Raw genomic sequence first — 21,972 nt, forward strand, 5'->3', positions numbered from 1 at the left:
TTGGGGGAAAGCATCGCCCTCGGCAAGCCGATTGCCGCCCGCGACGAACCGTTTCACGATCGCGCCCCGCCGTTCAGAGCAGCACGTCGACCAGGTGGATCAGCAGACCGACCAGCCCGCCGACCAGCGTGCCGTTGACGCGGATATACTGAAGATCGCGGCCCACCGCATTCTCCAGCCGGCCGGTGATCGTGCGCACGTCCCAGCTGCGCACCGTTTCCGACACCAGCCGGACGATCGCGTCGCCGTAATCCGCCGCGATCGACACCGCCGCGCGCCGCGCGAACCGATTCACCGTCGTCGCCAGCCGCTCGGCACGCAGCGTCTCGCCCAACTGGCGCAGCACCTCGCCCAGCCGACCGCGCATCGCCCGCTCGGGATCGCGCGCGATGCCGAGCAGCGCCCCGCGCGCCTGTTCCCACAGGCCGCCCAGCCACTCGGCCACGGCCGGATTGGCGAGCAGTTCCGCCTTCACCGCCTCGACCCGCTCCTGCATCGCCGGGTCGTGCTGCAACGCCCAGGCGATCCGGTCCAGAGTCTCCTCGGCGCGGACGCGCAAGGGATGGTCGGGATCGTCCGCCATCTCGGCCAGCAGCCCCTCCAGCCCGCCGATCAGCTTGTTCGACACCGTCTCGTCCAGCCCGGTCCAGCGCAGGATCGCGCCGGCGCGGTCGTGAACCATCTGGCGGATCGTCGTGTCGTTGCTGGAGATCGCGTCGGCGGCCCAGCGGATCGCCGCGTCGAGCACGGGCTTGTGCCGCCCCTCCGCCATGGCGGCGCGCAGCAATCGGCCGGCGATCGGCGCGACCTGCGTCTCGGTCAACCGTGCCGCGACCGCCGCCTTGACCATGCCGCCGAGCCGCGCCGGGTCGAGCGCCTCCAGCACCTGTGCCGCCAGCTTGGAGGCGCCTTGCCGGAACTGCCCGCCCGCGCCCTCCGGCGGATCGGTCAGCCAGCGCGCCACCGCCCCCGCCACGTCGACCCGCCGCATCCGCCGTGCCACCACGCGCGGGATCAGGAAATTGTCGCGGAGGAACTGGGCGAGCTGGTCGCCGATCCGGTCCTTGTTGTTGGGCACGATGGCGGTGTGCGGGATCGGCAGGCCGAGCGGGCGACGGAACAGCGCGGTGACCGCGAACCAGTCGGCCAGGCCGCCGACCATCGCCGCCTCCGCGAAGGCGCGCACGAAGCCCCAGCCGGGATGTGCGGCGACGAGCTGACGGCTGACCAGGAACGTCGCCGCCATCAGCACCAGCAGCACGGTCGCGACCAGCCGCATGCGGACGAGGCCGGGCGGCGGCAGGTCGAGCGCGGGTGTTCGGTTCATCGGCGAAACAATGCGCGCGGAAGGCGATGGTTGCCGAGCTGCGTGCTCAGCGTCATGCCGGGCTCGTCCCGGCATCCAGAGCCAAGCAGGTCGGCGCCGGGCAGGTCAGCGCCAAGCCCTTGGATGCCGGGACTAGCCCGGCATGACGCCCCCTCATTCCGCCGCGTGCGGCCCGTCCTCGCGATAGCCGAGCTTGCCCGACGGCGCGCCCAGCCGGGCGCCGCCCGGCCCGGCCCCGCTCAGCTCGATGGGGCCGACCACGTCGCTGCCGTCGTCGCCGGGCCGGTAGGTGAGCAGCCGCCGGCCGAGCCGCGGGCCCGCCCAGCGCTCGATGCCGACCGCCAGGCTGAACGTCGCCGGCACGATCAGCAGCGTCAGCACCGTGGAGACGGCCAGGCCGCCGATCACCACGATGCTCATCGGCGCACGGCTGGACGAGTCGCCGGAGATCGAGATGGCGGTCGGGATCATGCCCGCGATCATCGCCACCGTGGTCATCACGATCGGCTGCGCGCGCTTGTGCCCGGCGTCCAGGATCGCCGACAGCGTGTCGACGCCCTTGGCCATCTCCTCCAGCGCGAAATCGATCAACAGGATCGAGTTCTTGGCGACGATGCCGAGCAGCATCAGCAGCCCGATATAGACCGGCATGGAGATCGGCTGCCCCGCCACCCACAGCGCCAGCAGCCCGCCGAGCGGCGCCAGCAGCAGCGAACCCATGTTGACGAACGGCGGCAGCACCCGGCGATAGAGCAGCACCAACACGGCGAAAACCAAGAACGTGCCCGCGATCACCGCCATGATGAAGTTGGCGATCATCTCGCCCTGCCACTTGTTCTGGCCGAGTTGCAGCTCGGCGACGCCGATCGGCATGTTCTTCATCGACGGCAGCGCGTGCACCGCCTTCTGCGCGTCGGACAGGTTGGTGCCGGGGGCCAGGTCTGCGCCCAGCGTGATCTGGCGCTGCTGGTTGACCCGGTCGATCTTGGTCGGACCGGAACCGAGCGCGATGTCCGCGACCAGGCTCAGCGGCACCGATCCGCCGTTCTGCGTCTGCACCGGCAGGTTCTGGATCGTCGACAACCGCGCACGCGCCGACTGGTCGAGCGCGACGCGGATCGGGATCTGCCGGTCCGACAGCGAGAAGCGCGCCGAATTCTGGTCGATGTCGCCCAGCGTCGCGATGCGGATCGCGCTGGACAGCGCCTGCGTCGTCACGCCCAGATTGGCGGCGAGGTCGACGCGCGGACGCACCACGATCTCCGGCCGTTGCAGCCCGCCCGACACGCGCGGCGCGGTGACCTGGCGCAGCGTCGACATTTCCGCGACGATCCTGTCGGCGGTCTGCTGGAGCAGCGCCGGGTCGCTGCCGCCCAGCGTCACCGTCACGTCGCGGCCGCCCGATCCCCAGCCGAACTGCGAGCGGAACGATACGCGCGCGTCGGGGATCGCCTGGAGCTCGGGCGACAGCTTGCGCTCGAACTCGGTGGAGGTGACGTCGCGGTCCTCCTTGAGCGTCGCGGTGACGTTGCCGCTGCCGACGCGGGTGCGCGCGTAGACGTTCTCCACCTCGGGCTGCTCGCGCAGGATCGCCGCGACGCGGTTCACCACCGCCTCGGTCTGGGCCAGCGTGGTGCCCGGCACCATCTCGATCTGCGCGTTGGCGCTGTCGTCGTCGCGGGTCGGCTGGAACTGCGACGGCAGCACGAAGAACATCGCGATGGTGGCGACGAAGGTCAGGGCGCCGATGCCGCTCACCCATACGCGGTGGTCGACGAGCCACGCGAACCAGCGACGGGTGCCGCCCGCGGCACGCCAGCGCATCGTCCGCCCCGTGTCCAGCGTCCAGCGCAGCGCCGCCATGTACACGTCCATGCCCTTGCCCTCGCCGTGGCTGGCATGGCCGAAGGATTTCAGGAAATACGCCGCGATCATCGGCGTGATGAGGCGCGCGACTGCGAGGCTCATCAGCACCGACACGACCACGGTCATGCCGAAATTGACGAAGAACTGCCCCGCGATGCCCGGCATCAGCGCGACCGGCAGGAACACCGCGACGATCGACATGGTGGTGGCGAGCACGGCGAGACCGATCTCGTCGGCGGCGTCGATCGATGCCTGATACGCGTTCTTGCCCATGCGCATGTGGCGGACGATGTTCTCGATCTCCACGATCGCGTCGTCGACCAGCACGCCCGCGACCAGGCTGAGCGCGAGCAGCGTCATGCCGTTCAGCGTGAACCCCATCAGGTCCATGAAGAAGAAGGCGGGGATCGCCGACAACGGGATGGCGAGCGCGGAGATCGCGGTCGCGCGCCAGTCGCGCAGGAACAGGAACACGACGATGACGGCCAGGATCGCGCCCTCGATCATCGCGTGGATCGCGCTGGTATATTGCTCCTCGGTATACTCGGTGCTGGTCCAGCGCTGCACGAACTTCACGGAGGGGTTGCGCTTCTCCAGCTCGCGCAGCTTGTCGACCGCGGCGTGATAGACCGTCACGTCGGACGCGCCCTTGGTGCGCTGGAAGTCGAAGGTCACTGCCTGGCGCCCGTCGACCGCGGCGCGGCTGCGCTGCTCGGCGAAGCTGTCGCGGACCTGGGCGATATCGTTGAGCTGGATCGTCCGGCCGCCGCCGACCGAGATCTGCTGCTGCCCCAGCGCATTGGCGTCGGCCGCGTTGCCCAGCACACGGATCGACTGCTCCGACCCGGCGATCTCGGCACGCCCGCCCGCCGCGTTCAGGTTCACCGCGCGCAGCTGCTGGTTGACCTGGCTCGCGGTCAGCCCCTGCGCCTGCAACTTGACGGGGTCGAGGATCACGCGGATCTCGCGGCTGACGCCGCCGTTGCGGTTGACCGCCGCCATGCCGGGCACCGACAACAGCTCTTTCGCCACCGTGTCGTCGATGTACCAGGACAGCTGCTCCACCGTCATGTCGGTGGTGATCGCGGCGAAGCTGGCGATGTCGTTGCCGCTGGTGCTGTCGCGGAACACCTGCGGCTCCAGGATGCCGTCGGGCAGGTCGCCGCGGATCTGCGCGATCGCGTCGCGCAGGTCGTTCACCGTCCGGTCGATCGGCGTGCCGATGTCCATCTGCACGACCGTCTGCGACTGACCCTCGGTCACGGTGGAGTTGATCTCGTCGACGCCGGTCAGCCCGCGCACCGCTGCCTCGACGCGGCGGGTGACCTGCGTCTCCATCTCCGTCGGCGCGGCGCCCGGCTGGCTGATGACGACCACCGCGATCGGGAAGTCGATATCCGGGTCGCGGTTCACGTCCATCCGCATGAAGCTGACGATGCCCGCGATCGTCAGCGCCAGGAACAGCACGATGGGCGGCACCGGATTGCGGATCGCCCAGGCGGAGATGTTGCGGAAGCTCATGGGATCACGCCTTCGCCCGGACCGGCTTGATCTGCTGGCCGGGGCTGAGGAAGCCACCGGCCGAGCGGACCACCCGCTCGGTCCCGTTCAACCCTTGCGTGATGGCGACGCCCGCGTCCGACACCTGGCCGAGCGTCACGCCGCGCCGCGCGATCTTGTTGTCCTTGCCCACCACGTAGACGAAGCTGCCCTGTTCGTCGCTCTGGATCGCCGAATCGGGCAGCAGCGGCACCTGGCTGACGCCGCCGACGATCTGCGCCGCCGCGAAGCCGCCGGGGCGCAGCGCCGGGTCGTAGCGGAGCGCGATGCGCGCGATCCCCTGCCGGGTCTGCTGGTCGATCACCGGCGACACCTGCCACACCTGGCCGGCGAAGCTCTGCGACTGGCCGACCGGCGTCACCGTCGCCCGCGCGCCCGTGTGGAGCCCGGCGAGGTCGCTTTCCGACAGCTGCGCTCGCATCTCCAGCTGCCCGCCCATTGCCATGCGGAACAGCGTGCCCGATCCTGCGCCGACGATCTGCCCCGGCTCGGCCGCGCGCGCCAGGATCAGCCCCTCGGCCGGCGCGCGGATGTCGAGCCGGCCGTTGCGCGCGCGCGCCTCGCCCGCATTGGCACTCGCCACCTTGACCCGCGCCGCCGCCGCGTCGCGCGTGGCGGTGCGCCGCTGCAGGTCCGCCTTGGAGATGAAGCCGCGATCGACCAACTGTGCCGCACGGTCGAGCTCGGCCTGCGCCAGCGTCAGGTCGGCACGCGCCACCTGGACCTGCGCGGCGAGCGAGGCGGCCGTCTGCGTCTGCACCGACCGGTCGACGGTGGCGAGCACCTGGCCGGCGCGCACCCACTGGCCCGGCTCGACCAGCACGCGGGTAATCATCCCGCCCTCGCCCGCCACGCCGACCGGCAGGTCGCGGCGCGCCGCGATCGTGCCCGTCGCCGCAATGGTGCGATCCACGGTGGAGCGGCCCGGCACCACCACCGACACCGCGGGTGCCGACGGCGTGGGCGCCGCCTCCGCTTCCTTGCCGCCCCGGCCCCAGATCGCCCAGGCACCGGCGGCGATCGCCAGCAGCACGATCGCCGCGATGATCCAGCGCCGCCGCGTCGACGCGGGTGCTGCCGGCCCGTCCAGTCGATCCTGCGTGAAAGAGCCCGTCTCGTAGTTCATGTCCGCCATCGTCCCCGCCGGCCCTCTCCGAGCTGTATTAGCCGAATAGTGCACCGCTCGCAAGCGCCCGACGGTTCATGCGCGCGACCGGAGCGCGCCGCAACCGTCCCGTTCATCGCCGGTTGAGCGGAAACCCGCCAAGCAATCGCCGGTCCAACCATGGGAGCCGCCCAGACATGCGCCAGTTCGTCGTCCCCGCCACCATTCTCGCTGCCGTTCTCGCCACCGGGCCGGCTGCGGCACAAACAACATCCACGATGGCGTCGTCCGATTCGGCGGCCGGCTCGCTGGTCCCGTCGATCCCCGCCAGCGGCGCGCTGCTCGACGTGGTGGCGGAGGGGCGGACGACACGGGTGCCCGATCTCGCCACGATTCGCGCCGGCGTGGTCTCGCAGGCGCCCACCGCCGCGCAGGCGATCGCCGACAACGCCAAGGCGATGGAGCGCGTGCTGGCGGCCCTGCGCCGCGCCGGCGTGGCATCGCGCGACGTCGCCACCGCCAGCGTCTCGCTCCAGCCGCAATATCGTTATGCCGACGGTCAGCCGCCGGCGATCACCGGCTACCAGGCGACCAACAGCGTCTCCGTCCGCTTCCGCGACGTGGCCAGATCGGGCGCGGTGCTCGACGCGCTGGTCGCGCAGGGCGCCAACCAGATCGAGGGGCCCGACCTGTCGGTAAGCGAACCCGACGCCGCACTGGACGAGGCACGTACGGACGCGGTGAAGCGCGCCCGCGCCCGCGCCGAACTTTACGCCCGCGCCGCCGGCCTGCGCGTGTCGCGCATCGTGTCGATCGCGGAAGCCGGGCAGGACGCGGGCGGACCGGATCGCCCGCCGGTGCTCTACGCCCGCGCCATGGCCGCGGACTCCGCCCGCGCGCCGACCGCGATCGCGGCGGGGGAAAAGGACATCACCGCCACGCTCCAAGTCCGCTTCCTGCTCGATCGGTGACGTAAAAAAGGCCGCCCGGTCGCCCGGACGGCCCTTCCTTACTCGGTACCGTGGCGCGCGATCAGCGCACGCGACCGCGACGCACCAGGTTGACGATCGCCAGCAGGATCACCGCACCCAGCAGCGACACCAGGAACGAGGTAAGCGTCAGCGGCGCGTTGTTGATCGAACCGCCCGAGATGACCAGGCCGCCGATGAACGCGCCGACGATGCCGACGACGATGTTGAGGAAAATACCCTGCTGCGCATCGGTGCGCATGATGATGCTGGCGAGCCAGCCGATAACGCCGCCGATAATCAGCCAAATAATGATGCCCATGTCGTCCCTCCGTTGAAACCCGTGCCGGTCGGCCCGGCCGTAGCGGAAGAACCCGTCCCTTTCTTTATTGTTCCGGCTGCGATCCGTTCTTGACCCAAGTCAGCAGCAATACTTCGCCTGGATCAGTATTTCCCCTGGCGGTCGTATAGATCGCGGTAGTGCTGGATGCGCGTGACGCGCAGCCCGGGCATGCCCGACCGGTCGATGGCGCGCTGCCAGCCGGCGAACTCCTCCACCGTCAGGCCGTATCGCTCGCACACCTCGTCGATCGACAGAAGCCCGCCGTTCACCGCGGCGACCACCTCCGCCTTGCGACGCACCACCCAGCGGGTGGTACCCGGCGGCGGCAGCGTGTCGATGGTCAGCGACTCGCCGAGCGGGCCGATGACCTTGGCGGGTCGGATTTTCTGGTTCTCGATCATTGTTCCTCGATCGGGGCTCCCGTCCCCGGCTTGATTTCGTCGACGTCCCCATTCTGGCACAAGGCATTGAACATGCCCTGACCCGCCGCGGTAAACGGGTCGTTCACGTTCGCCCCCGCGCCCATTTCCGCATCGGCCGCGACCTCCCTCGCCGCCATTTCCGCCACCCAGGCGCGCAGCAACGCGGCCACGGCGGGATGGAACGAGGTCTGCCCCAACACCTGCCCGTCACCCACGGGCAGGCCCGCCTGCACGATCGCGGTCGCGCTCGCCCCCTGCCGCGCCGCCACGCCGACCAGCAGCGCGGCGAGATCGCCGGGCCAGGCCACCAGCTCGGTGGCGCGGTCGAAATGGGGAAAGCTCAGGTCCAAGCCACGCCTCGCGAACGTTACGGAATGCCGCCTTACCGGGCGGGAGGTGAAGGCGGGGTAAAGCCGCTGAACAGAGTTTCGCCGCCCCTCGTCTCGGCATGGGACAATCATCATGGCGGGCGCTATGGCGCGCGGATGGAGATCGACTTCCAGCTGAACGACGCCCGCAGCCGGCGCATCGTGGTGGCGATGTCGGGCGGCGTCGACAGTTCGGTCGTCGCCGCGCTGGCGGTGCGCACGGGCGCGGAAGTGATCGGCGTCACCCTCCAGCTCTACGACCATGGCGAGGCGACCAGCCGCCCCGGCGCCTGCTGCGCGGGCCGCGACATCCGCGACGCGCGCGCGGTGTGCGACCGGCTCGGCATCGCCCACTACGTCGTCGACCACGAGAGCGCCTTCCGAGCGAGCGTCGTCGACCGCTTCGCCGACGAGTATCTTGCCGGCCGCACGCCGATCCCCTGCGTCCAGTGCAACACCGGCCCGAAATTCACCGACCTGCTGCGCCTGTCGCGCGAGCTGGGCGCCGATTGTCTGGCGACCGGCCACTATGTCCGCCGCGTCGAAGGGCCCACCGGCGCCGAACTCCACCGCGGCGCCGACCCCGCGCGCGACCAGAGCTATTTCCTGTTCGCCACCACGCAAGGACAGCTCGATTACTGCCGCTTTCCGCTCGGCAGCCTGCCCAAGGCGCGCGTCCGCGAACTGGCGGCCGAGCACGGCCTGCTGGTCGCCGCCAAGCCCGACAGCCAGGACATCTGCTTCGTCCCCGACGGCGACTATGCCGGCCTGGTCCGCCGCCTGCGCCCCGACGCCGACACCGCCGGCGAGATCGTCGACCTCGCCGGCCGCCCCCTCGGCCGCCACCGCGGCCTGATCCATTTCACCGTCGGCCAGCGCCGCGGGCTGGAGATCGGCGGCACGCCCGAGCCGCTCTACGTCGTGCGGCTGGAGGCCGACACCCGCCGCGTCGTCGTCGGCCCGCGCCGCGCCCTCGCGGTCGACGCGGCGCTGCTGGAGGGGATCAACTGGATCGGCGGCGACCACCGTGGGCCGCTGACCGCCAAGGTCCGCTCCATGGCCAAGCCGGTCCCCGCGCGGCTAGACGGCGACCGGCTGCTGTTCGACCACCCCGAATACGGCGTCGCCCCCGGCCAGGCGGCAGTGCTCTATGCCGACGACCGCGTGCTCGGCGGCGGCTGGATCGCCGCGACGGAGGCGGCGGCGCTGGCGGCGTAGCGCCTTGCCCCGACAAGGTTACTCCGTCGTTCCGCCGCTACCCACCTCTTGTTCCCCGGCGGAGGCCGGGGCCCAGGGGGGAGACGATGGTGGCAGATCACGACCGCTATCCCATCTGGGCCCCGGCCTTCGCCGGGGTACAGATATGTGCAGTCGCCACGATCGCCGATCTCATCAGGGGTGCCACACACACCCCAACGAGCAGCCCGCCTACGCCACGCTCACCAGCAACTTGTCGATCCGCCGCCCGTCCAGGTCGACGATCTCGAAGCGCCAGCCCTGCTCGACGAAGCTCTCGCCCTCCGCCGGCAGCCGCTTCAGCACCGACAGCGCCAGCCCCGCCACCGTCGCATAGTCGCGGTCCTCGGGCAGCTCGATCTCCAGCCGCTCGGCCAGCACGTCGGCGGGCATGGTGCCCGCGACCAGCAGCGAGCCGTCGTCGCGCGTCACCACGTCGGGCGCCTCGTCCGGGTCCGCGTCGGAAGCAAAGGCGCCGCCGATCGCCGCCAGCAGGTCGGCGGGCGTCACGATCCCCTCGAAATGGCCGTACTCGTCGTGGATCAGCGCCATCGGCACTTCCGCCCCGCGCAGCGCCAGCAGCGCGTCGGGCGCGTCGAGCCGGTCGATCACCACCGGCGCCTTGCGCATCAGCGCCGCGATGTCGAGCCGCTCGCCGCGCAGCAGCGCCGCGGCGATGTCGCGCGCCTGCACCACGCCGCGGATGCGGTCGATCGATCCCTCGCCCACCGGCAACCGGGTATGCAGCGTCGCCGCCAGCCGCGTGCGCAGCGTGTCGTCGTCGGCGGTGCAGTCCAGCCAGTCGATCTCGGTGCGCGGCGTCATGATCTCGCGCACCGGCCGGTCGGCCAGCCGGACCACGCCGGAGATCATCGATCGCTCATGCTCCTCGATCACCCCCGATCGCGACGCCTCCTGCACGATCATCTGCAGCTCCTCCGCCGTCACCTGATCGTCGTTCTCACGATCCAGGCGCAGCAGGTGGAAGATCAGCGCGCTGGACGAATCCAGCACCCACACCAGCGGCTTGGTGCCGCGCGCCAGCCACTGCATCGGGATCGACACCAGGCTCGCCACCGCCTCCGGCGCGCGCAGCGCGAACTGCTTGGGCACCAGCTCGCCGACGATCAGCGAGGCATAGGTGGTCAGGCCGATCACCAGCACGAACGCCAGCGTCTCGGCGCTCTCGGCCGGCACGCCCAGCGCCGCCAGCCGCGCCGCCGTCGGCGTGCCCAGGCTCGCACCCGAATAGGCGCCGGTCAGCACGCCGATCAGCGTGATGCCGATCTGCACGGTCGACAGGAACTTGCCCGGATCGGCCGCCAGGTCCAGCGCGGCGCGCGCCCCCCGGCTGGTCTTGGCCTTGCCTTCCAGCCGCGCCCGCCTGGCGGAGACGATCGCCAGCTCGCTCATCGCGAACACCCCGTTCAGCGCCACCAGCGCGAGGATGACGACGAGGTCGAGCCAGGGAAAGGGAGGAAGCGGGGCCATCGGCGTTGCTGCCACCTTTGGCGGCGTTCGCCGCGCGCCGCAACCGATGATCGCACGCGCGTCGGTCGCAGTTCAGTGCGCGGCCGGAACAATCGCCCGGCCAAGCCGGTTCTCGGCCGAGCAACCCCGTCCGTACCGATCAAGGGAAACGTCCATGAAGAAGCCGCTCCTCCTCGCCAGCCTCGCCGCCCTGTCCCTCGGCACCCTGTCGCTCGGCGCCTGCACCACCGATCCCAACACGGGCGAGCGCCGCATCTCCAAGGCCGCGATCGGCGGCATCGGCGGCGTGCTGGGCGGTTACCTGCTCGGCGACGTGGTCGGCGGCCGCAACGACCGCACCGCCAAGATCGTCGGCGCGGGCCTGGGCGGCCTCGCCGGGGCGGGCGTCGGCGCCTATATGGACCGGCAGGAGCGGCAGTTGCGCGAGCGGACCGCGGGCACCGACGTGCAGGTGATCCGCCAGGGCGACGACCTGGTACTCAACATCCCGTCGGGTATCACCTTCGCCTATGACAGCGCGCAGGTGCAGCCGCAGTTCCAGCGCACGCTGGATCAGGTCGCCGCCACGCTGGCCGAGTATCGCGAGACCTATATCGACGTCTACGGCCACACCGACTCGACCGGCAGCGACTCCTACAACCAGCAATTGTCGGAGCGGCGCGCGGTATCGGTGGCCGATTATCTGTCGTCGCACGGCGTCCAGGCCGCCCGCATCGGCACCCGCGGCTACGGCGAGACCCAGCCGATCGCCCCCAATGACACCGACGCCGGCCGCGCCGCCAATCGCCGCGTCGAGATCAAGATCGTGCCTATCCGCGACACCGACCTGCGCTGATCGCTGTTGCAACGGGGCGGACGATGGATCGTCCGCCCCGTTCCGCCTTCAGGCCCCCGCCTGCGCCGCGGCCTGGTTGAGGCCGCCGCCGGCGATGGCGGACAGCCGCTCGTCCGTCGCCTTTTCCTCGTCCAGCGTCTCGGCGAGCACCGACGCGCAATCCTCGCGGCCGAGCGCCTTTGCCCAGGCGATCAGCTTGCCATATTGCGCGATTTCGTAATGCTCGACCAGTTGCGCGCCGCCGGCCAGCGCCGCGTCGAGCACGGGGCCGCTTTCCGTGTCGGAGGCGACCGCGTCGTTCGCCTTCTCGATCCCGTCGAACGCCGGACAGGTCGTCTCCTTGGGATCGTGGCCGTGCAGGGCGAAGACGCGCTCCAGCCGGTCCGCCTGCGTCTGCGATTCGGCGCGATGGCGGTCGAACGCCGCCTTCAACTCGGACGACGTCGCCTGGTCCGACATGGTGGCGAGCGCGGAGACGATCTGGTTCTCGGCGTAGTAAGTGGTCCGAAGCGTGTGGACGAACAGGTCGTCCAGGGATTTGATGCTGGTACCGAACAGGGCCATGGCGTGTCTCCGTTGCCGTGCGCCGCGGCCTGGATCGCCACGCGCCCCCTGTCGAACGGCCGACGCAGAGCGGCGTTGCGCCACCCCAACCCAGATTAGGTCATTGCCGCATCCCGCGCTGCAATCTCACTGGTCGAAGTCGCCACGCCCCTTCTCCGTGCCGTGCAGTTGCGACCACAGCCCTTGCGTCCCATGCTCCTGCGCCTTGTTGACGAATTGCGAGGCGACCAGCCACCCCTTGATCGGTCGCAGCGGCAGCAGGGTGCCGCCGATCATCACCGGCAGCGACGTGAACAGATGGACCCACCAGGGCGGATCGAACGCCACCTGAAGCCAGACGATGAAGAAGGCGAGCGGGAACGCCACGATGCACAGCGAGAAGAAGGCGGGCCCGTCGTCCGGCGCGGCGAAGCGATAATCCAGGCCGCACACGTTGCAGCGATCCGCCACCTTCAACCACGACTTGAACATCCGCCCCTCGCCGCAGCGCGGGCACAGTCCCTTCCAGCCGCACTTCATGATCCAGCGGAATTTGTCCTTGTCGGACTCGAAGGAGGAGGGAGGGTTGGACATTCCCCGCTCCTCGGCACAATCGCGGCACGTGTCGATAGGACCGATTGTCCCGGCATCGAGGGATGGCGAAGGGATTTCCCCGACCGGGGGGATCGTCGACCTCACGGCCGGCACCGCTCTTCCATGTCTGTCGGCAGGCCACCTCTTTTACAAAGAAGGATTGGACGCCCATTCGCGTCTGAAACTCACCGCCGCTGTCCTACAAGCGCATCCTGCTTTATAACTGCCGGACAGGATCAACCTCGCTCTTTCTCAACCATCGCAGAAACGGAAACGATCGCGCGTACATGTTTCGTTCTGGGGGTCAATCGAGTCAAGCAGATCGCCGTCCTTACCGCCGTTCCGCGAAGAAGCGGCGCAGCATCTCCGCCGCCTCGCGCTCTCCGATCCCGGCATAGACCTCCGGCCGATGGTGGCAGGTCGGCTGGCCGAACAGCCGCGGGCCGTGCTCCACCGCGCCACCCTTGAGGTCCGCTGCGGCGTAGTAGAGACGCCGCAACCGGGCATGGGCGATCGCGCCCGCGCACATCGCGCACGGCTCCAGCGTCACCCACAGGTCGCACGTCTCCAGCCGCTCGGCACCGAGCGCGGCGGCGGCGGCGCGGATCGCCAGCATCTCGGCATGCGCGGTCGGGTCGCGCAGGCGGCGCGGCGCATTGCCGGCGACCGCGACCACTTCGGCGCCCCGCATCACCACCGCACCCACCGGCACCTCGCCGTCCGTCGCGGCGGCGGCAGCGGCGTCGAGCGCGAGGGCCATGGGCGCGGGCAGCGGGATCATCCGCGCGCCCTGCCCGGCGGGCGGGCGCGCGGCAAGCGTCAGCGGGCGTTGGTGGTCGCCGTCTCGCCGGGGCGCTCCACGTCGATCGTCGGCACCGCCACCGTCTTGTTCTCGGTGCCGACGCTGACCCGCGCCACGTCCGCCTGGAACTGCGGCGCCTGCACCACGGCGGGACGCGTCTGGTCGATCGAGATGATGCCGAAGAACAGGAGGCCGGCGACGATCAGCACGGCGATGCCCAGCAGGGCCAGCAAGGTACGCATCGGACACTCCCCTTCAGGTGATTCGTTGCCGTAACAACGCGGGGCGCCGCCGGACGTTGCACGGTCGCGTGGTTGACGCCCCGGCACCGACCCGCTATCCGCGCGGCCTTTCCGGGCAATCCGATCCAATCAAGGTAGCAATCCATGTCGCGCATCTGCGAGCTGACCGGCAAGGGCCGGCAGGTGGGGAACAACGTTTCCCACGCCAACAACAAGACCAAGCGCACGTTCCTGCCCAATCTGCAGAACGTCACCCTGATCTCCGACGCGCTCGGGACCGGTGTGCGCCTGCGCGTGTCGACCCACGGTCTGCGCTCGGTCGAGCATAATGGCGGCCTCGACAACTGGCTGGTCAAGACGGGCGACGACAAGCTGTCGCTACGCTGCCGCCGGCTGAAGCGCGACATCGCCAAGAAGCTCGCCGCCGCGCCCGCGGCGTAAGCGGCGCTCACCGGTTGCCGACAGGGTCCGCGGCTCTCCCGAGCCTGCGGGCCCTTTGTCATGTCTCTAGCCGGAACTTGAGCAGCAGCGTGCGCTCCAGGAACAGCTGATTGTCGTCGGACAACAGCCACAGGATCGTGTCCCGGCCCTCCCGCACCGCGGCCAGCCCCTCGTAATTGTCGGCCAGGAGCGGCGGCGCCAATTGCGCGATCGTCCGCCCGCTCACCACCGCCGCCGGCCGCAGCGCGGCGGGATCGACCAGCACCAGCCGCGCCGACCAGCGGAACGGCAGCGACAGGGCACGCTCCAGCACCAGCAACCCTCCATTCGGCAGCGCCGTCATGTCCGACGGGCTGAACCCCGGCGACGCGACATACGCGAAGCGGAAGGCGGGGCGGCGTGTCGTCGGATCGCCCGGCCAGACGATCCCGTCGCGCATCCGCTCTCCCCGCCGCGGCGATTCGGCGATCGCGACGAAACGTCCGTCGGCCAGTCGCGCGAGCGATTCGGGACCGCCGTCGCGGCGCCACCGCCGCATCGCCGCGGGCGCCGCCACCGCCTCCGCGCGCGTCCAATCCGGCGCGTACCGCCAGATCTGGTTGACGTTCTCGAACCCCACCCACCAGCGCGCCGTCACCGGATCGCGCGCCAGCGATTCGGCGTCGCGATCGCGCTTCTCCCAACCCGTCCGCGGTCCTGCCGGCACGAACGAGAAAACAACGCGACGCGGGCGCCAGTCGCCGCCCATCCGGAACCGGACCAGATTGCCGCCGTCGCTCAGCAACGTGAACCGGTTCCCGTCGACGTGGAGGGCGGAGAAGCCGCCGAACGCCCGGTGGTCGCCGTCCAGCACCACGCCGCCCAGATAGGTGAGCGATCCCACGCGTCGCCGCCCCGCATCGTGCGGGTCGATCGGCACGCGCCGTGCCGTCATCGCACCCGACGCCCGCAGCCGCGCCGACCGCTCCTCGCCCGACCAGCCGGGAACGACGGCGAGCGGCAGCAGGATCGCGGCGAGCAGGACAAGAGGACGGTGCATGACCCGGCTCATAAGCACGAACCTCCGCCGCGACAGCCTGAACCGGCGATAACCGCCGCATTCAGGATCGGCTCAATGCGACTCGGCCAGAAGGCTTCCATCGACGGCGGTTCGCCGCCGGTCAGTTTCCAAGGGAGTTTCGGCCATGATGAAGTCCTTCACCCTGATCGCCGCCACCGTCGCGATGACGGCCTCTGCGCTGGTCCCCGTCGGGGCCGCCGAGGCGCAGCGCCGCCACTGGCGCGGTGACGGCTACAGCCAGCGCTACGACCGCGGCGACCGCTACGCGCAGGGCTATTATCGCGGCCAGAACGATTATCGCGCACGCCAGCGGTGCAAGGACGGCGACACCGGTCTGCTGGTCGGCGCGATCGCCGGCGGACTGCTCGGCCGCACCATCGACACGCGCGGCGACCGCACCGTCGGCACGCTGGTCGGTGCCGGTGCCGGCGCGCTTGCCGGTCGCGCGATCGATCGCTCGGATCGTCCCGGATACTGCCGCCGCTAACCCGCGGGCCGGCAGTTCAGTGTCCCTCGCGTAGCGTATCGAGGGCGGAGGGTCGGCTTCCTTCGGGAGGCCGGCCCTCTTGTACCGTTACCGATGCCTTCACCAGACGGTGCGATAAGTTCTTGGAACTTAGTAGATTTTGGCGAGTTTTGCCGCGATGAATCGACCCAGATCCGTTATATTGCTGGTGGAGGACGACCCGCTGATCCTCATCCACTCGACCATGGCGCTGGAAGACGCCGGGTATGAGGTGATCGCGGCGGTAGACGGCGAGGCGGCGCTGGGTGAGATTTCACGTCAGGCCAACATCGTCGCGCTGTTCACCGATGTGGGCCTGCCGGGTGCCGTCGACGGCGTCCAGGTCGCCGCCGCCGTCCGCGCCGCCCACCCGTCCGCCTCGATCGTCGTCACCTCCGGCCAGGATGCGCCGAATATCGGCGTGCTGCCCGAAGGCGGCCTGTTCATGGCCAAGCCCTACACCGCCGCACAGCTGCGCCGCGCCTTGGGGGATTGCTGACGGGAGACTCGTCGTCGCTGCCGATCAGTACATGTGCTGTCCGCCGTTGATCGACAGCGTCGACCCCGTCACGAACCCGGCCTCGTCGGAACACAGAAAGGCGACGCCGCGCGCGATCTCGCTCGCTTGGCCCAGCCGACCGACCGGGATTTTGGCGACGATCTTCTCCAGCACGTCACCCGGCACCGCGGCGACCATGTCGGTATCGATATAGCCTGGCGCGATCGCGTTGACGGTGACGCCGGCCCGCGCGCCCTCCTGCGCCAGCGCCTTGGTGAAGCCATGGATGCCCGACTTGGCGGCGGCGTAGTTCACCTGGCCGTACTGCCCGGCCTGCCCGTTGATCGAGCCGATATTGACGATCCGCCCCCATTTCCGCTCGCGCATGCCGGGGAAGGTCGCCTTGGCCATGTTGAAGCAGCCGCCCAGATTGGTGTCGATCACTTCCTTCCACGCCTGGTACGTCAGCTTCAGGATGGTGCCGTCGCGGGTGATGCCGGCGTTGTTGACGACGATGTCGACCGGCCCGAGTTCGTCCGCCACCCGCGCGCAGCCCGCCTGGCACGCGTCGTAATCGGCGACGTCCCATTTGTACGCGGCAATGCCCGTCCGCTCGGTAAAGGCGCGGGCGCGCTCCTCGTTGCCGGCATAGTTGGCGGCGACGGTGACGCCCGCTTCCTTCAGCGCGAGGCTGATCGCCTCGCCGATCCCGCGTGTGCCGCCCGTGACGATCGCTACCCGTGCCATGTGACCTCTCCCGTTATCCGGCACGGACGCTACGGCAGCCTCACCCAGCCTTCAAGTTCGGTCGCGATGATGCCGCGCAACATCGCCACGCCGCCCGGCTCGTCGTTGAGGCACGGCAGATAGGCGAAGTCGGTCCCGCCCGCCTCCAGGAAGCTTTCCCGGCCGCGGATCGCCAGTTCTTCCAGCGTCTCCAGGCAGTCGGCCGAGAAGCCGGGCGCGACGATCGCCACCTTGCGCCGTCCCGACCGGGCCAGGTCGACCAGCGTCTCGTCGGTCGCCGGTCCCAGCCACTTGGCCGGCCCGAACCGCGACTGGAAGGCGACGACCAGCTCGCGGCCCATCGCCTCCGACAGCAGGCGCGCCGTCTTCTGGCAGTGGCAATGATAGGGGTCGCCCAGCTCCAGCGTCCGCTTGGGCATGCCGTGGAAGCTGGCCACGATCGCGTCGGGCACGAACGGCAGCTCCGCCAGCGACGTCTCCACCGAGTCCTTCAGCGCGGCGATGTAGCGCGGATCGTCATGATAGGGCGGCAGCGTCCGGATCGCCGGCTGCCAGCGCAGCGTCGCCAGGTGCGCCCATGCCTTGTCGTTGGCGGTCGCCGTCGTCGCGGCGCAATATTGCGGGTAGAGCGGCGCCAGCAGGATACGCTCGCATCCCGCCGCCTTCATCGCGTCCAGCCGCGACGCGATCGACGGATTGCCGTAGCGCATCGCCCAGTCGACCAGCACGTCGGGACCGAACGCGCCTTCCAGCGCCACCGCCTGCGCGCGCGTGATCGCGGCGAGCGGCGACCCGTCCTCGCGCCAGACCTGTCCATAGGCGTGCGCCGACTTTTTCGGCCGGGTGTTGAGGATAATGCCGCGCAGGATCGGCTGCCAGGCGATCGGCGGGATCTCCACTACACGGCGATCCGACAGGAACTCGCCCAGGTAACGCCGCACCGATCGGGCGTCGGGGCCGTCGGGCGTCCCCAGGTTCATCAGCAGCACGCCCACCTTGGGGCGCGGGATCGACGGGTGGTCGGCAGGCAGGTTCATCGGACGGACTTAGGGGCTGGCGGCCGGGAAAGCGATGCGTGCCGCGGATCACACCAGCGGCAGCGACCTGATCCGCCGCCCCGTCACCGTCCACAAGGCGTTGGCGATCGCGGGCGCGACTGCGGGCACGCCCAGCTCGCTCACCCCGCCCGGCGCCTCGTCCGACCGGATCAGCTCCACCGTGATGTCGGGCGTGTCGGCCAGACGCGGCAGCCACAGCCGGTCGAACCCGCGCACCGTGGCCAGCCCGCCCTGCATGCCGGTCGCCGCGCCGAGCGCGTGGGCGAGCCCGAAGATCAGCCCGCCCTCGACCTGCTGGCGCACCAGTTCGGGATTGATCACGCGGCCGCAATCCACCGCCGCGACCAGCCGGTCGACCTTGGGCATCCCACCCTCCACATGCGCCTCCGCCATCACCGCGACGAAACTGCCGCGGAACGCGTGCGCCGCGATCCCCTGCCCGCTGCCCCGCACCCCGCCCTCCCAACCGCCGAGCGACGACGCGGTCGACAGGCATCGCGCCAGCCGCGGCTGCCCGCCGAGCATGCCGATCCGGTACGACATCGGCTCCGACATGGCGGCCTGCGCCAGCTCGTCGACGAACGATTCGGTGAAGAAGCAGGTATAGCCATGGGCGCCCCCGCGCAGGTGCCCGGTCGGCAGGCCGATCTCCGCCGGATGGTGGTCGATCGCCATTGCCGGCACCCGGTACGGCGGGCGGGCGCCGCCGACGGCGTAGCGATCGGCCGCGTCCAGGCGCAGCCCGGCCCGGTCCAGCGCCGGCGCGAGGGCGCGGACCAGGGCGCGCCCGGTCGCCGGGCTCGCGATCCTGGCTTGCCAGCCCAGGATCGCGCCGTTGGTGGCGAGCCGGGCCGCCATTCTCGCCTCGGCGGGCGGGCGATAACGGTCGTGCAGCAGCGCCTCGCCGCGCGACCAGGTCACGCTCACCGGCCGTTTCAGCCGCATCGCGATCCGCGCCGCCTGCTCGGCGACGAGGTGGTCCAGTCCTTGGCCGAAGTCGCCGCCGACCGGCATCGGGTGCACCGTCACGTCGCCCTCGCTCAGCGATGCGGCGCGCGCGGCCGCCGCCCGCGCCAGCCCCGGCGCCTCGGTCGACAGCCACAGCGACAACCGCCCGTCGGCGAAGGCCGCCGCCGCGCTCGGCGTCTCGATCGCGGCGTGCACCGCGGGCCTCGCATGGTAACGGGCGGTGACCAGCGTCGCGTCGCGGAACGCCGCGGCCAGATCGCCCTCCTCCACGATCCGCTGCCCCGGCCCGTCGAGCGACGCGATCAGCGCCCGCTCGATCCCAGCATCGTCCAGCACGCCGTTCACCTCGAACCGCGGTGCCGCCGCGTCGAGCGCGCGCTGCGCCGCCCACCAGGTGCGCGCCGCTACCGCGACCCAGCCGTCCTCCTCGATCACCGCGACGACGCCGCTCACCCGCTCCGCCGCCGTCCGGTCGATCGACACCAAGCGCACGGTACCGGGCGGCCCCTGCCGCACCGCCACCTGCACCATGTCGGGCAGGCGGATGTCGCCGGCATAGGCCGCCGATCCGTCGACCTTGGCGGGTGCGTCGATCCGCGGCAGCGCCTCGCCCATCAGCGTGCCCGCACCGCCCAGGCCGATCGGTGGCCGATCGGGCGGGGTCAGGCCGGCGGCCTCTGCGGCGAGCGCAGCGAAGCGCAGCCGCTTGCCCGCGTGGGTGACGAAGCCTGCCGCGACCGCGCATTCCTGCCACGCCACGTCCCACCGCGCCGCGGCCGCCATGCACAGCAACGCGCGCGCCGACGCCGCCGCGACGCGCGCCGGTTCCTCGAACATCCGGGCACTGCTCGACGCCGCCGTCAGCATCGGCGCGGGAAACGCCCCGACCCCGCCGCGCAGGTCATCGGGCAGCACCGCCGGCATCCCCTCCAGCAGGTCCTCCAGCCCCAGCGGATTGGCGTAGAGCGGGCTGAGCGGCGCCGGCTCCACCCCCACCGTGCGCCAGTCGGCGCCCAGCTCGTCCGCGACGACCTGTGCCAGGCCGGTCCAGCTGCCCTGCCCCGTCTCCGCCTGCGGCACTGCGACGGTCACGCGTCCGTCCTCGCCGATCTTCAGCCACGCACCGAAGCGGTGCTCTCCCGGTCCCGCGACCAGCGTGGGCGCGTAGGCGCGCGGCCACAGTCCCCAGGCGACCACCAGCCCCACGCCCAGCCCGCCGCCGACCAGCAGCCGGCGCCTGTTGATCGTCGCCAATTCAGCCCTCGGCGGCGTAGCGTGCGCGGTACGCCGCCTTCAGCCCGACCTTGTCGATCTTCTCCGTCCCCAGGCGCGGCAACGGCGCCTCGGCGAACCAGACGCGGTGCGGCACCTTGAAGGCGGCGATGTGGTCGCCGAGGAACGCCTTCACGCCTCCCTCGTCGAGCGCCGCACCGTCCGCCCACACCACCGCCGCGGGCAGCTCGCCCAGCCGCTCGTCGGCCAGCCCGAACACCGCCGCCTCGCGGATCGCCGGATGCGCGTAGAGCGCCGCCTCCACCTCCTGGCAGCTGATGTTCTCCCCGCCTCGGATGATGATGTCCTTCTTGCGATCGACGATGAACAGGTATCCGTCCTCGTCCAGGTAACCGATGTCACCCGTGCGGAAATACCCGTCGGCGGTGAACGCCGCCGCCGTCGCGGCCGGGTTGTTCCAATATTCGCGGAAGTTGACGACCGACCGGATCGCGATCTCGCCCCGCGCGCCTTGCGCCAGCTTCACACCCGCATCGTCGACGATGGCGAGGTCGATCAGCGGCACCGACGGCCGCCCCGCCGACAGCGGCTTGGCGACGTAGTTGGATCGCCAATTGCCCGCGCCCGCCGCGTTGGTCTCCGTCAGGCCGTAACCGATCAGCGGCGCCCCCTCCATCTCGTCGGCGATGCGCCGCACGTGCTCGGCCGGCCGCGGCGCGCCGCCCGCCGCGAAATCGGCGACGGTGGACAGGTCGTACCGGTCGCGTTCGGGATGGGTCAGCATCTCGTAGCTCATCAGCGGCACGCCGACGAAATAGGTCACCCGCTCCGCCTCGATCAGCCGCATCGCCTCGCGCGCATCCCATTTGGGCATCAGCACCAGTTTCCGGCCCATCGCGAAACTCTGCAGGAACACCGGCACCTCGGCGGTGACGTGGAACAGCGGGATCGTCAGCATGGTCGACGGCTGCCCCTCGGGCGGGTTGCCGTCCTGCGTGGCGATGCCGACCATCATCATCACCTGCGCCAGGTAGCTGAACACCGCCTGCATCACCGCCCGATGATCCGACACCGCGCCCTTGCACTGCCCGGTCGAGCCCGAGGTGAACAGGATCGTGGCCAGGTCGTCGGGGCCGGGCGAGGGCAGCGCCTGCCCCTCTCCGGCGAGCGGCGCGATCGCCTCCGCGAGCGGCAGCGTCTCGTCCAGCGTCACGACATTGGCCACGCCCGTCAGCCGCCTGGCCCGCGCCGTGTCGGCGACGATCAGCGCGCAGTCGACGTCGGCGATGGCGGTGGCGAACTCCTCCGCCTGCCACCAGCCGTTGAGCAGCGTCGCGACCCCGCCCGCCATCAGCGTGCCCATGTACGTCGCGATCCAGGCGGGCGAGTTGCGGCCGGCGATGCCCACGCGGTCGCCGACGCGGATGCCGCGCGCGACCAGCCCGTGCGCGACCCGCGTCGCCTGCGCATGGACCTGCGCGAAGGTCAGCCGCTCCTCGCCCGCCACCAGGAAGGTCGCGTCGGCGTGCAGGGCGCTGAAATGCGCGAAATAGGCCGGAATCGACGGCGGCGCCGCCGCGATCGTCGGCAGATCGGCACCCCATCGCGTGATCGACGACAGCGGCAGCGGGCCGCCCGGCGCCGTCACCGCCGCCATCACCGTGTCCATGCGCCCGTCCAGCTCGGTCCGCATCCGTCTCTCCGCTTGGTCTACGCCACTGCCCCCTCTATGCAGGCGGCGACCAACGGGGGAAAGCC

At 70.7% G+C, this 21,972-nt stretch carries 22 protein-coding genes; 6 read left to right on the forward strand and 16 right to left on the reverse strand.

What is annotated here, in order from left to right; genetic code table 11:
- Nucleotides 1-73 precede the first annotated feature (73 nt).
- The 3 genes from BM145_RS07735 to BM145_RS07745 form a co-directional block, all read right to left on the reverse strand.
- Complete coding sequence (locus tag BM145_RS07735; protein ID WP_245739171.1) at nucleotides 74-1,327, reverse strand: DUF445 domain-containing protein; 1,254 nt, start codon at nucleotides 1,325-1,327, stop codon at nucleotides 74-76.
- A gap of 153 nt (nucleotides 1,328-1,480) precedes the next feature.
- Complete coding sequence (locus tag BM145_RS07740) at nucleotides 1,481-4,714, reverse strand: efflux RND transporter permease subunit (protein ID WP_093333035.1); 3,234 nt, start codon at nucleotides 4,712-4,714, stop codon at nucleotides 1,481-1,483.
- Nucleotides 4,715-4,718: 4 nt separating this feature from the next.
- On the reverse strand, nucleotides 4,719-5,879 hold the full coding sequence (locus BM145_RS07745) for an efflux RND transporter periplasmic adaptor subunit (protein WP_093333195.1): 1,161 nt from the start codon (nucleotides 5,877-5,879) through the stop codon (nucleotides 4,719-4,721).
- 257 nt (nucleotides 5,880-6,136) lie between these two features.
- Here BM145_RS07745 and BM145_RS07750 point away from each other — a divergent pair, with 257 nt between their 5' ends.
- Nucleotides 6,137-6,829 carry an SIMPL domain-containing protein gene (locus BM145_RS07750; protein ID WP_093333037.1) on the forward strand — a complete coding sequence of 231 codons (693 nt, stop codon included), beginning with the start codon at nucleotides 6,137-6,139 and terminating at the stop codon, nucleotides 6,827-6,829.
- A gap of 61 nt (nucleotides 6,830-6,890) precedes the next feature.
- On the opposite strand, the gene BM145_RS07755 is transcribed toward BM145_RS07750, so the two are convergent.
- The 3 genes from BM145_RS07755 to BM145_RS07765 all read right to left on the reverse strand — a co-directional run bounded on the left by BM145_RS07755 (nucleotide 6,891) and on the right by BM145_RS07765 (nucleotide 7,941).
- Complete coding sequence (locus BM145_RS07755) at nucleotides 6,891-7,148, reverse strand: GlsB/YeaQ/YmgE family stress response membrane protein (protein WP_093333038.1); 258 nt, start codon at nucleotides 7,146-7,148, stop codon at nucleotides 6,891-6,893.
- A 122-nt stretch (nucleotides 7,149-7,270) separates the two neighbouring features.
- The gene (gene sciP, locus BM145_RS07760; protein ID WP_093333039.1) at nucleotides 7,271-7,570 is read right to left on the reverse strand and encodes a CtrA inhibitor SciP; all 300 of its coding nucleotides are present in this window, start codon (nucleotides 7,568-7,570) and stop codon (nucleotides 7,271-7,273) included.
- Nucleotides 7,567-7,941 (reverse strand): hypothetical protein, encoded by a 375-nt coding sequence (locus BM145_RS07765; RefSeq protein WP_093333041.1) that lies wholly within the window; start codon nucleotides 7,939-7,941, stop codon nucleotides 7,567-7,569. Before BM145_RS07765 ends, sciP begins: the two co-directional genes overlap by 4 nt.
- Before the next feature lie 135 nt (nucleotides 7,942-8,076).
- On the opposite strand from BM145_RS07765, the gene mnmA reads away from it, so the two are divergent.
- Nucleotides 8,077-9,177: a tRNA 2-thiouridine(34) synthase MnmA gene (mnmA, locus tag BM145_RS07770; RefSeq protein ID WP_093333042.1), complete on the forward strand. Its 1,101-nt coding sequence runs from the start codon at nucleotides 8,077-8,079 to the stop codon at nucleotides 9,175-9,177.
- A gap of 210 nt (nucleotides 9,178-9,387) precedes the next feature.
- Here mnmA and BM145_RS07775 read toward each other — a convergent pair whose 3' ends face one another.
- Nucleotides 9,388-10,686: a hemolysin family protein gene (locus tag BM145_RS07775; protein ID WP_093333044.1), complete on the reverse strand. Its 1,299-nt coding sequence runs from the start codon at nucleotides 10,684-10,686 to the stop codon at nucleotides 9,388-9,390.
- 154 nt (nucleotides 10,687-10,840) lie between these two features.
- On the opposite strand from BM145_RS07775, the gene BM145_RS07780 reads away from it, so the two are divergent.
- Nucleotides 10,841-11,521: a YiaD family glycine zipper/OmpA-like lipoprotein gene (locus tag BM145_RS07780; RefSeq protein ID WP_093333045.1), complete on the forward strand. Its 681-nt coding sequence runs from the start codon at nucleotides 10,841-10,843 to the stop codon at nucleotides 11,519-11,521.
- 48 nt (nucleotides 11,522-11,569) lie between these two features.
- Here BM145_RS07780 and BM145_RS07785 read toward each other — a convergent pair whose 3' ends face one another.
- The 4 genes from BM145_RS07785 to BM145_RS07800 form a co-directional block, all read right to left on the reverse strand.
- The gene (locus BM145_RS07785; protein WP_093333047.1) at nucleotides 11,570-12,085 is read right to left on the reverse strand and encodes a YciE/YciF ferroxidase family protein; all 516 of its coding nucleotides are present in this window, start codon (nucleotides 12,083-12,085) and stop codon (nucleotides 11,570-11,572) included.
- 126 nt (nucleotides 12,086-12,211) lie between these two features.
- Nucleotides 12,212-12,658, reverse strand: coding sequence for a DUF983 domain-containing protein (locus tag BM145_RS07790; protein ID WP_093333048.1), 447 nt, complete (start codon nucleotides 12,656-12,658; stop codon nucleotides 12,212-12,214).
- A 331-nt stretch (nucleotides 12,659-12,989) separates the two neighbouring features.
- Nucleotides 12,990-13,439, reverse strand: coding sequence for a nucleoside deaminase (locus BM145_RS07795; RefSeq protein WP_245739173.1), 450 nt, complete (start codon nucleotides 13,437-13,439; stop codon nucleotides 12,990-12,992).
- A gap of 38 nt (nucleotides 13,440-13,477) precedes the next feature.
- Complete coding sequence (locus tag BM145_RS07800) at nucleotides 13,478-13,702, reverse strand: hypothetical protein (protein WP_093333050.1); 225 nt, start codon at nucleotides 13,700-13,702, stop codon at nucleotides 13,478-13,480.
- Between the two features lie 144 nt (nucleotides 13,703-13,846).
- Here BM145_RS07800 and rpmB point away from each other — a divergent pair, with 144 nt between their 5' ends.
- Complete coding sequence (gene rpmB, locus BM145_RS07805; RefSeq protein ID WP_093333051.1) at nucleotides 13,847-14,143, forward strand: 50S ribosomal protein L28; 297 nt, start codon at nucleotides 13,847-13,849, stop codon at nucleotides 14,141-14,143.
- 58 nt (nucleotides 14,144-14,201) lie between these two features.
- On the opposite strand, the gene BM145_RS07810 is transcribed toward rpmB, so the two are convergent.
- Nucleotides 14,202-15,182, reverse strand: a complete 981-nt coding sequence (locus tag BM145_RS07810) for an esterase-like activity of phytase family protein (RefSeq protein WP_093333197.1) — start codon at nucleotides 15,180-15,182, stop codon at nucleotides 14,202-14,204.
- Between the two features lie 145 nt (nucleotides 15,183-15,327).
- On the opposite strand from BM145_RS07810, the gene BM145_RS07815 reads away from it, so the two are divergent.
- The gene (locus tag BM145_RS07815; RefSeq protein WP_093333053.1) at nucleotides 15,328-15,690 is read left to right on the forward strand and encodes a glycine zipper 2TM domain-containing protein; all 363 of its coding nucleotides are present in this window, start codon (nucleotides 15,328-15,330) and stop codon (nucleotides 15,688-15,690) included.
- A gap of 157 nt (nucleotides 15,691-15,847) precedes the next feature.
- Nucleotides 15,848-16,207: a response regulator gene (locus tag BM145_RS07820; RefSeq protein WP_093333054.1), complete on the forward strand. Its 360-nt coding sequence runs from the start codon at nucleotides 15,848-15,850 to the stop codon at nucleotides 16,205-16,207.
- Between the two features lie 24 nt (nucleotides 16,208-16,231).
- On the opposite strand, the gene phbB is transcribed toward BM145_RS07820, so the two are convergent.
- The 4 genes from phbB to BM145_RS07840 are packed head-to-tail and all read right to left on the reverse strand — an operon-like array spanning nucleotide 16,232 to nucleotide 21,907.
- A complete protein-coding gene (phbB, locus tag BM145_RS07825; RefSeq protein WP_093333056.1) occupies nucleotides 16,232-16,954 on the reverse strand; it encodes an acetoacetyl-CoA reductase in 723 nt (240 codons plus the stop codon).
- Between the two features lie 29 nt (nucleotides 16,955-16,983).
- The gene (gene hemH, locus BM145_RS07830; protein WP_093333057.1) at nucleotides 16,984-17,991 is read right to left on the reverse strand and encodes a ferrochelatase; all 1,008 of its coding nucleotides are present in this window, start codon (nucleotides 17,989-17,991) and stop codon (nucleotides 16,984-16,986) included.
- 48 nt (nucleotides 17,992-18,039) lie between these two features.
- The gene (locus BM145_RS07835; protein WP_093333059.1) at nucleotides 18,040-20,235 is read right to left on the reverse strand and encodes a xanthine dehydrogenase family protein molybdopterin-binding subunit; all 2,196 of its coding nucleotides are present in this window, start codon (nucleotides 20,233-20,235) and stop codon (nucleotides 18,040-18,042) included.
- Between the two features lies 1 nt (nucleotide 20,236).
- Nucleotides 20,237-21,907: a class I adenylate-forming enzyme family protein gene (locus BM145_RS07840; RefSeq protein ID WP_093333060.1), complete on the reverse strand. Its 1,671-nt coding sequence runs from the start codon at nucleotides 21,905-21,907 to the stop codon at nucleotides 20,237-20,239.
- Nucleotides 21,908-21,972 lie beyond the last annotated feature (65 nt).

It is taken from the genome of Sphingomonas rubra, assembly GCF_900115745.1.
In the GTDB taxonomy this organism is placed as follows: domain Bacteria; phylum Pseudomonadota; class Alphaproteobacteria; order Sphingomonadales; family Sphingomonadaceae; genus Sphingomonas; species Sphingomonas rubra.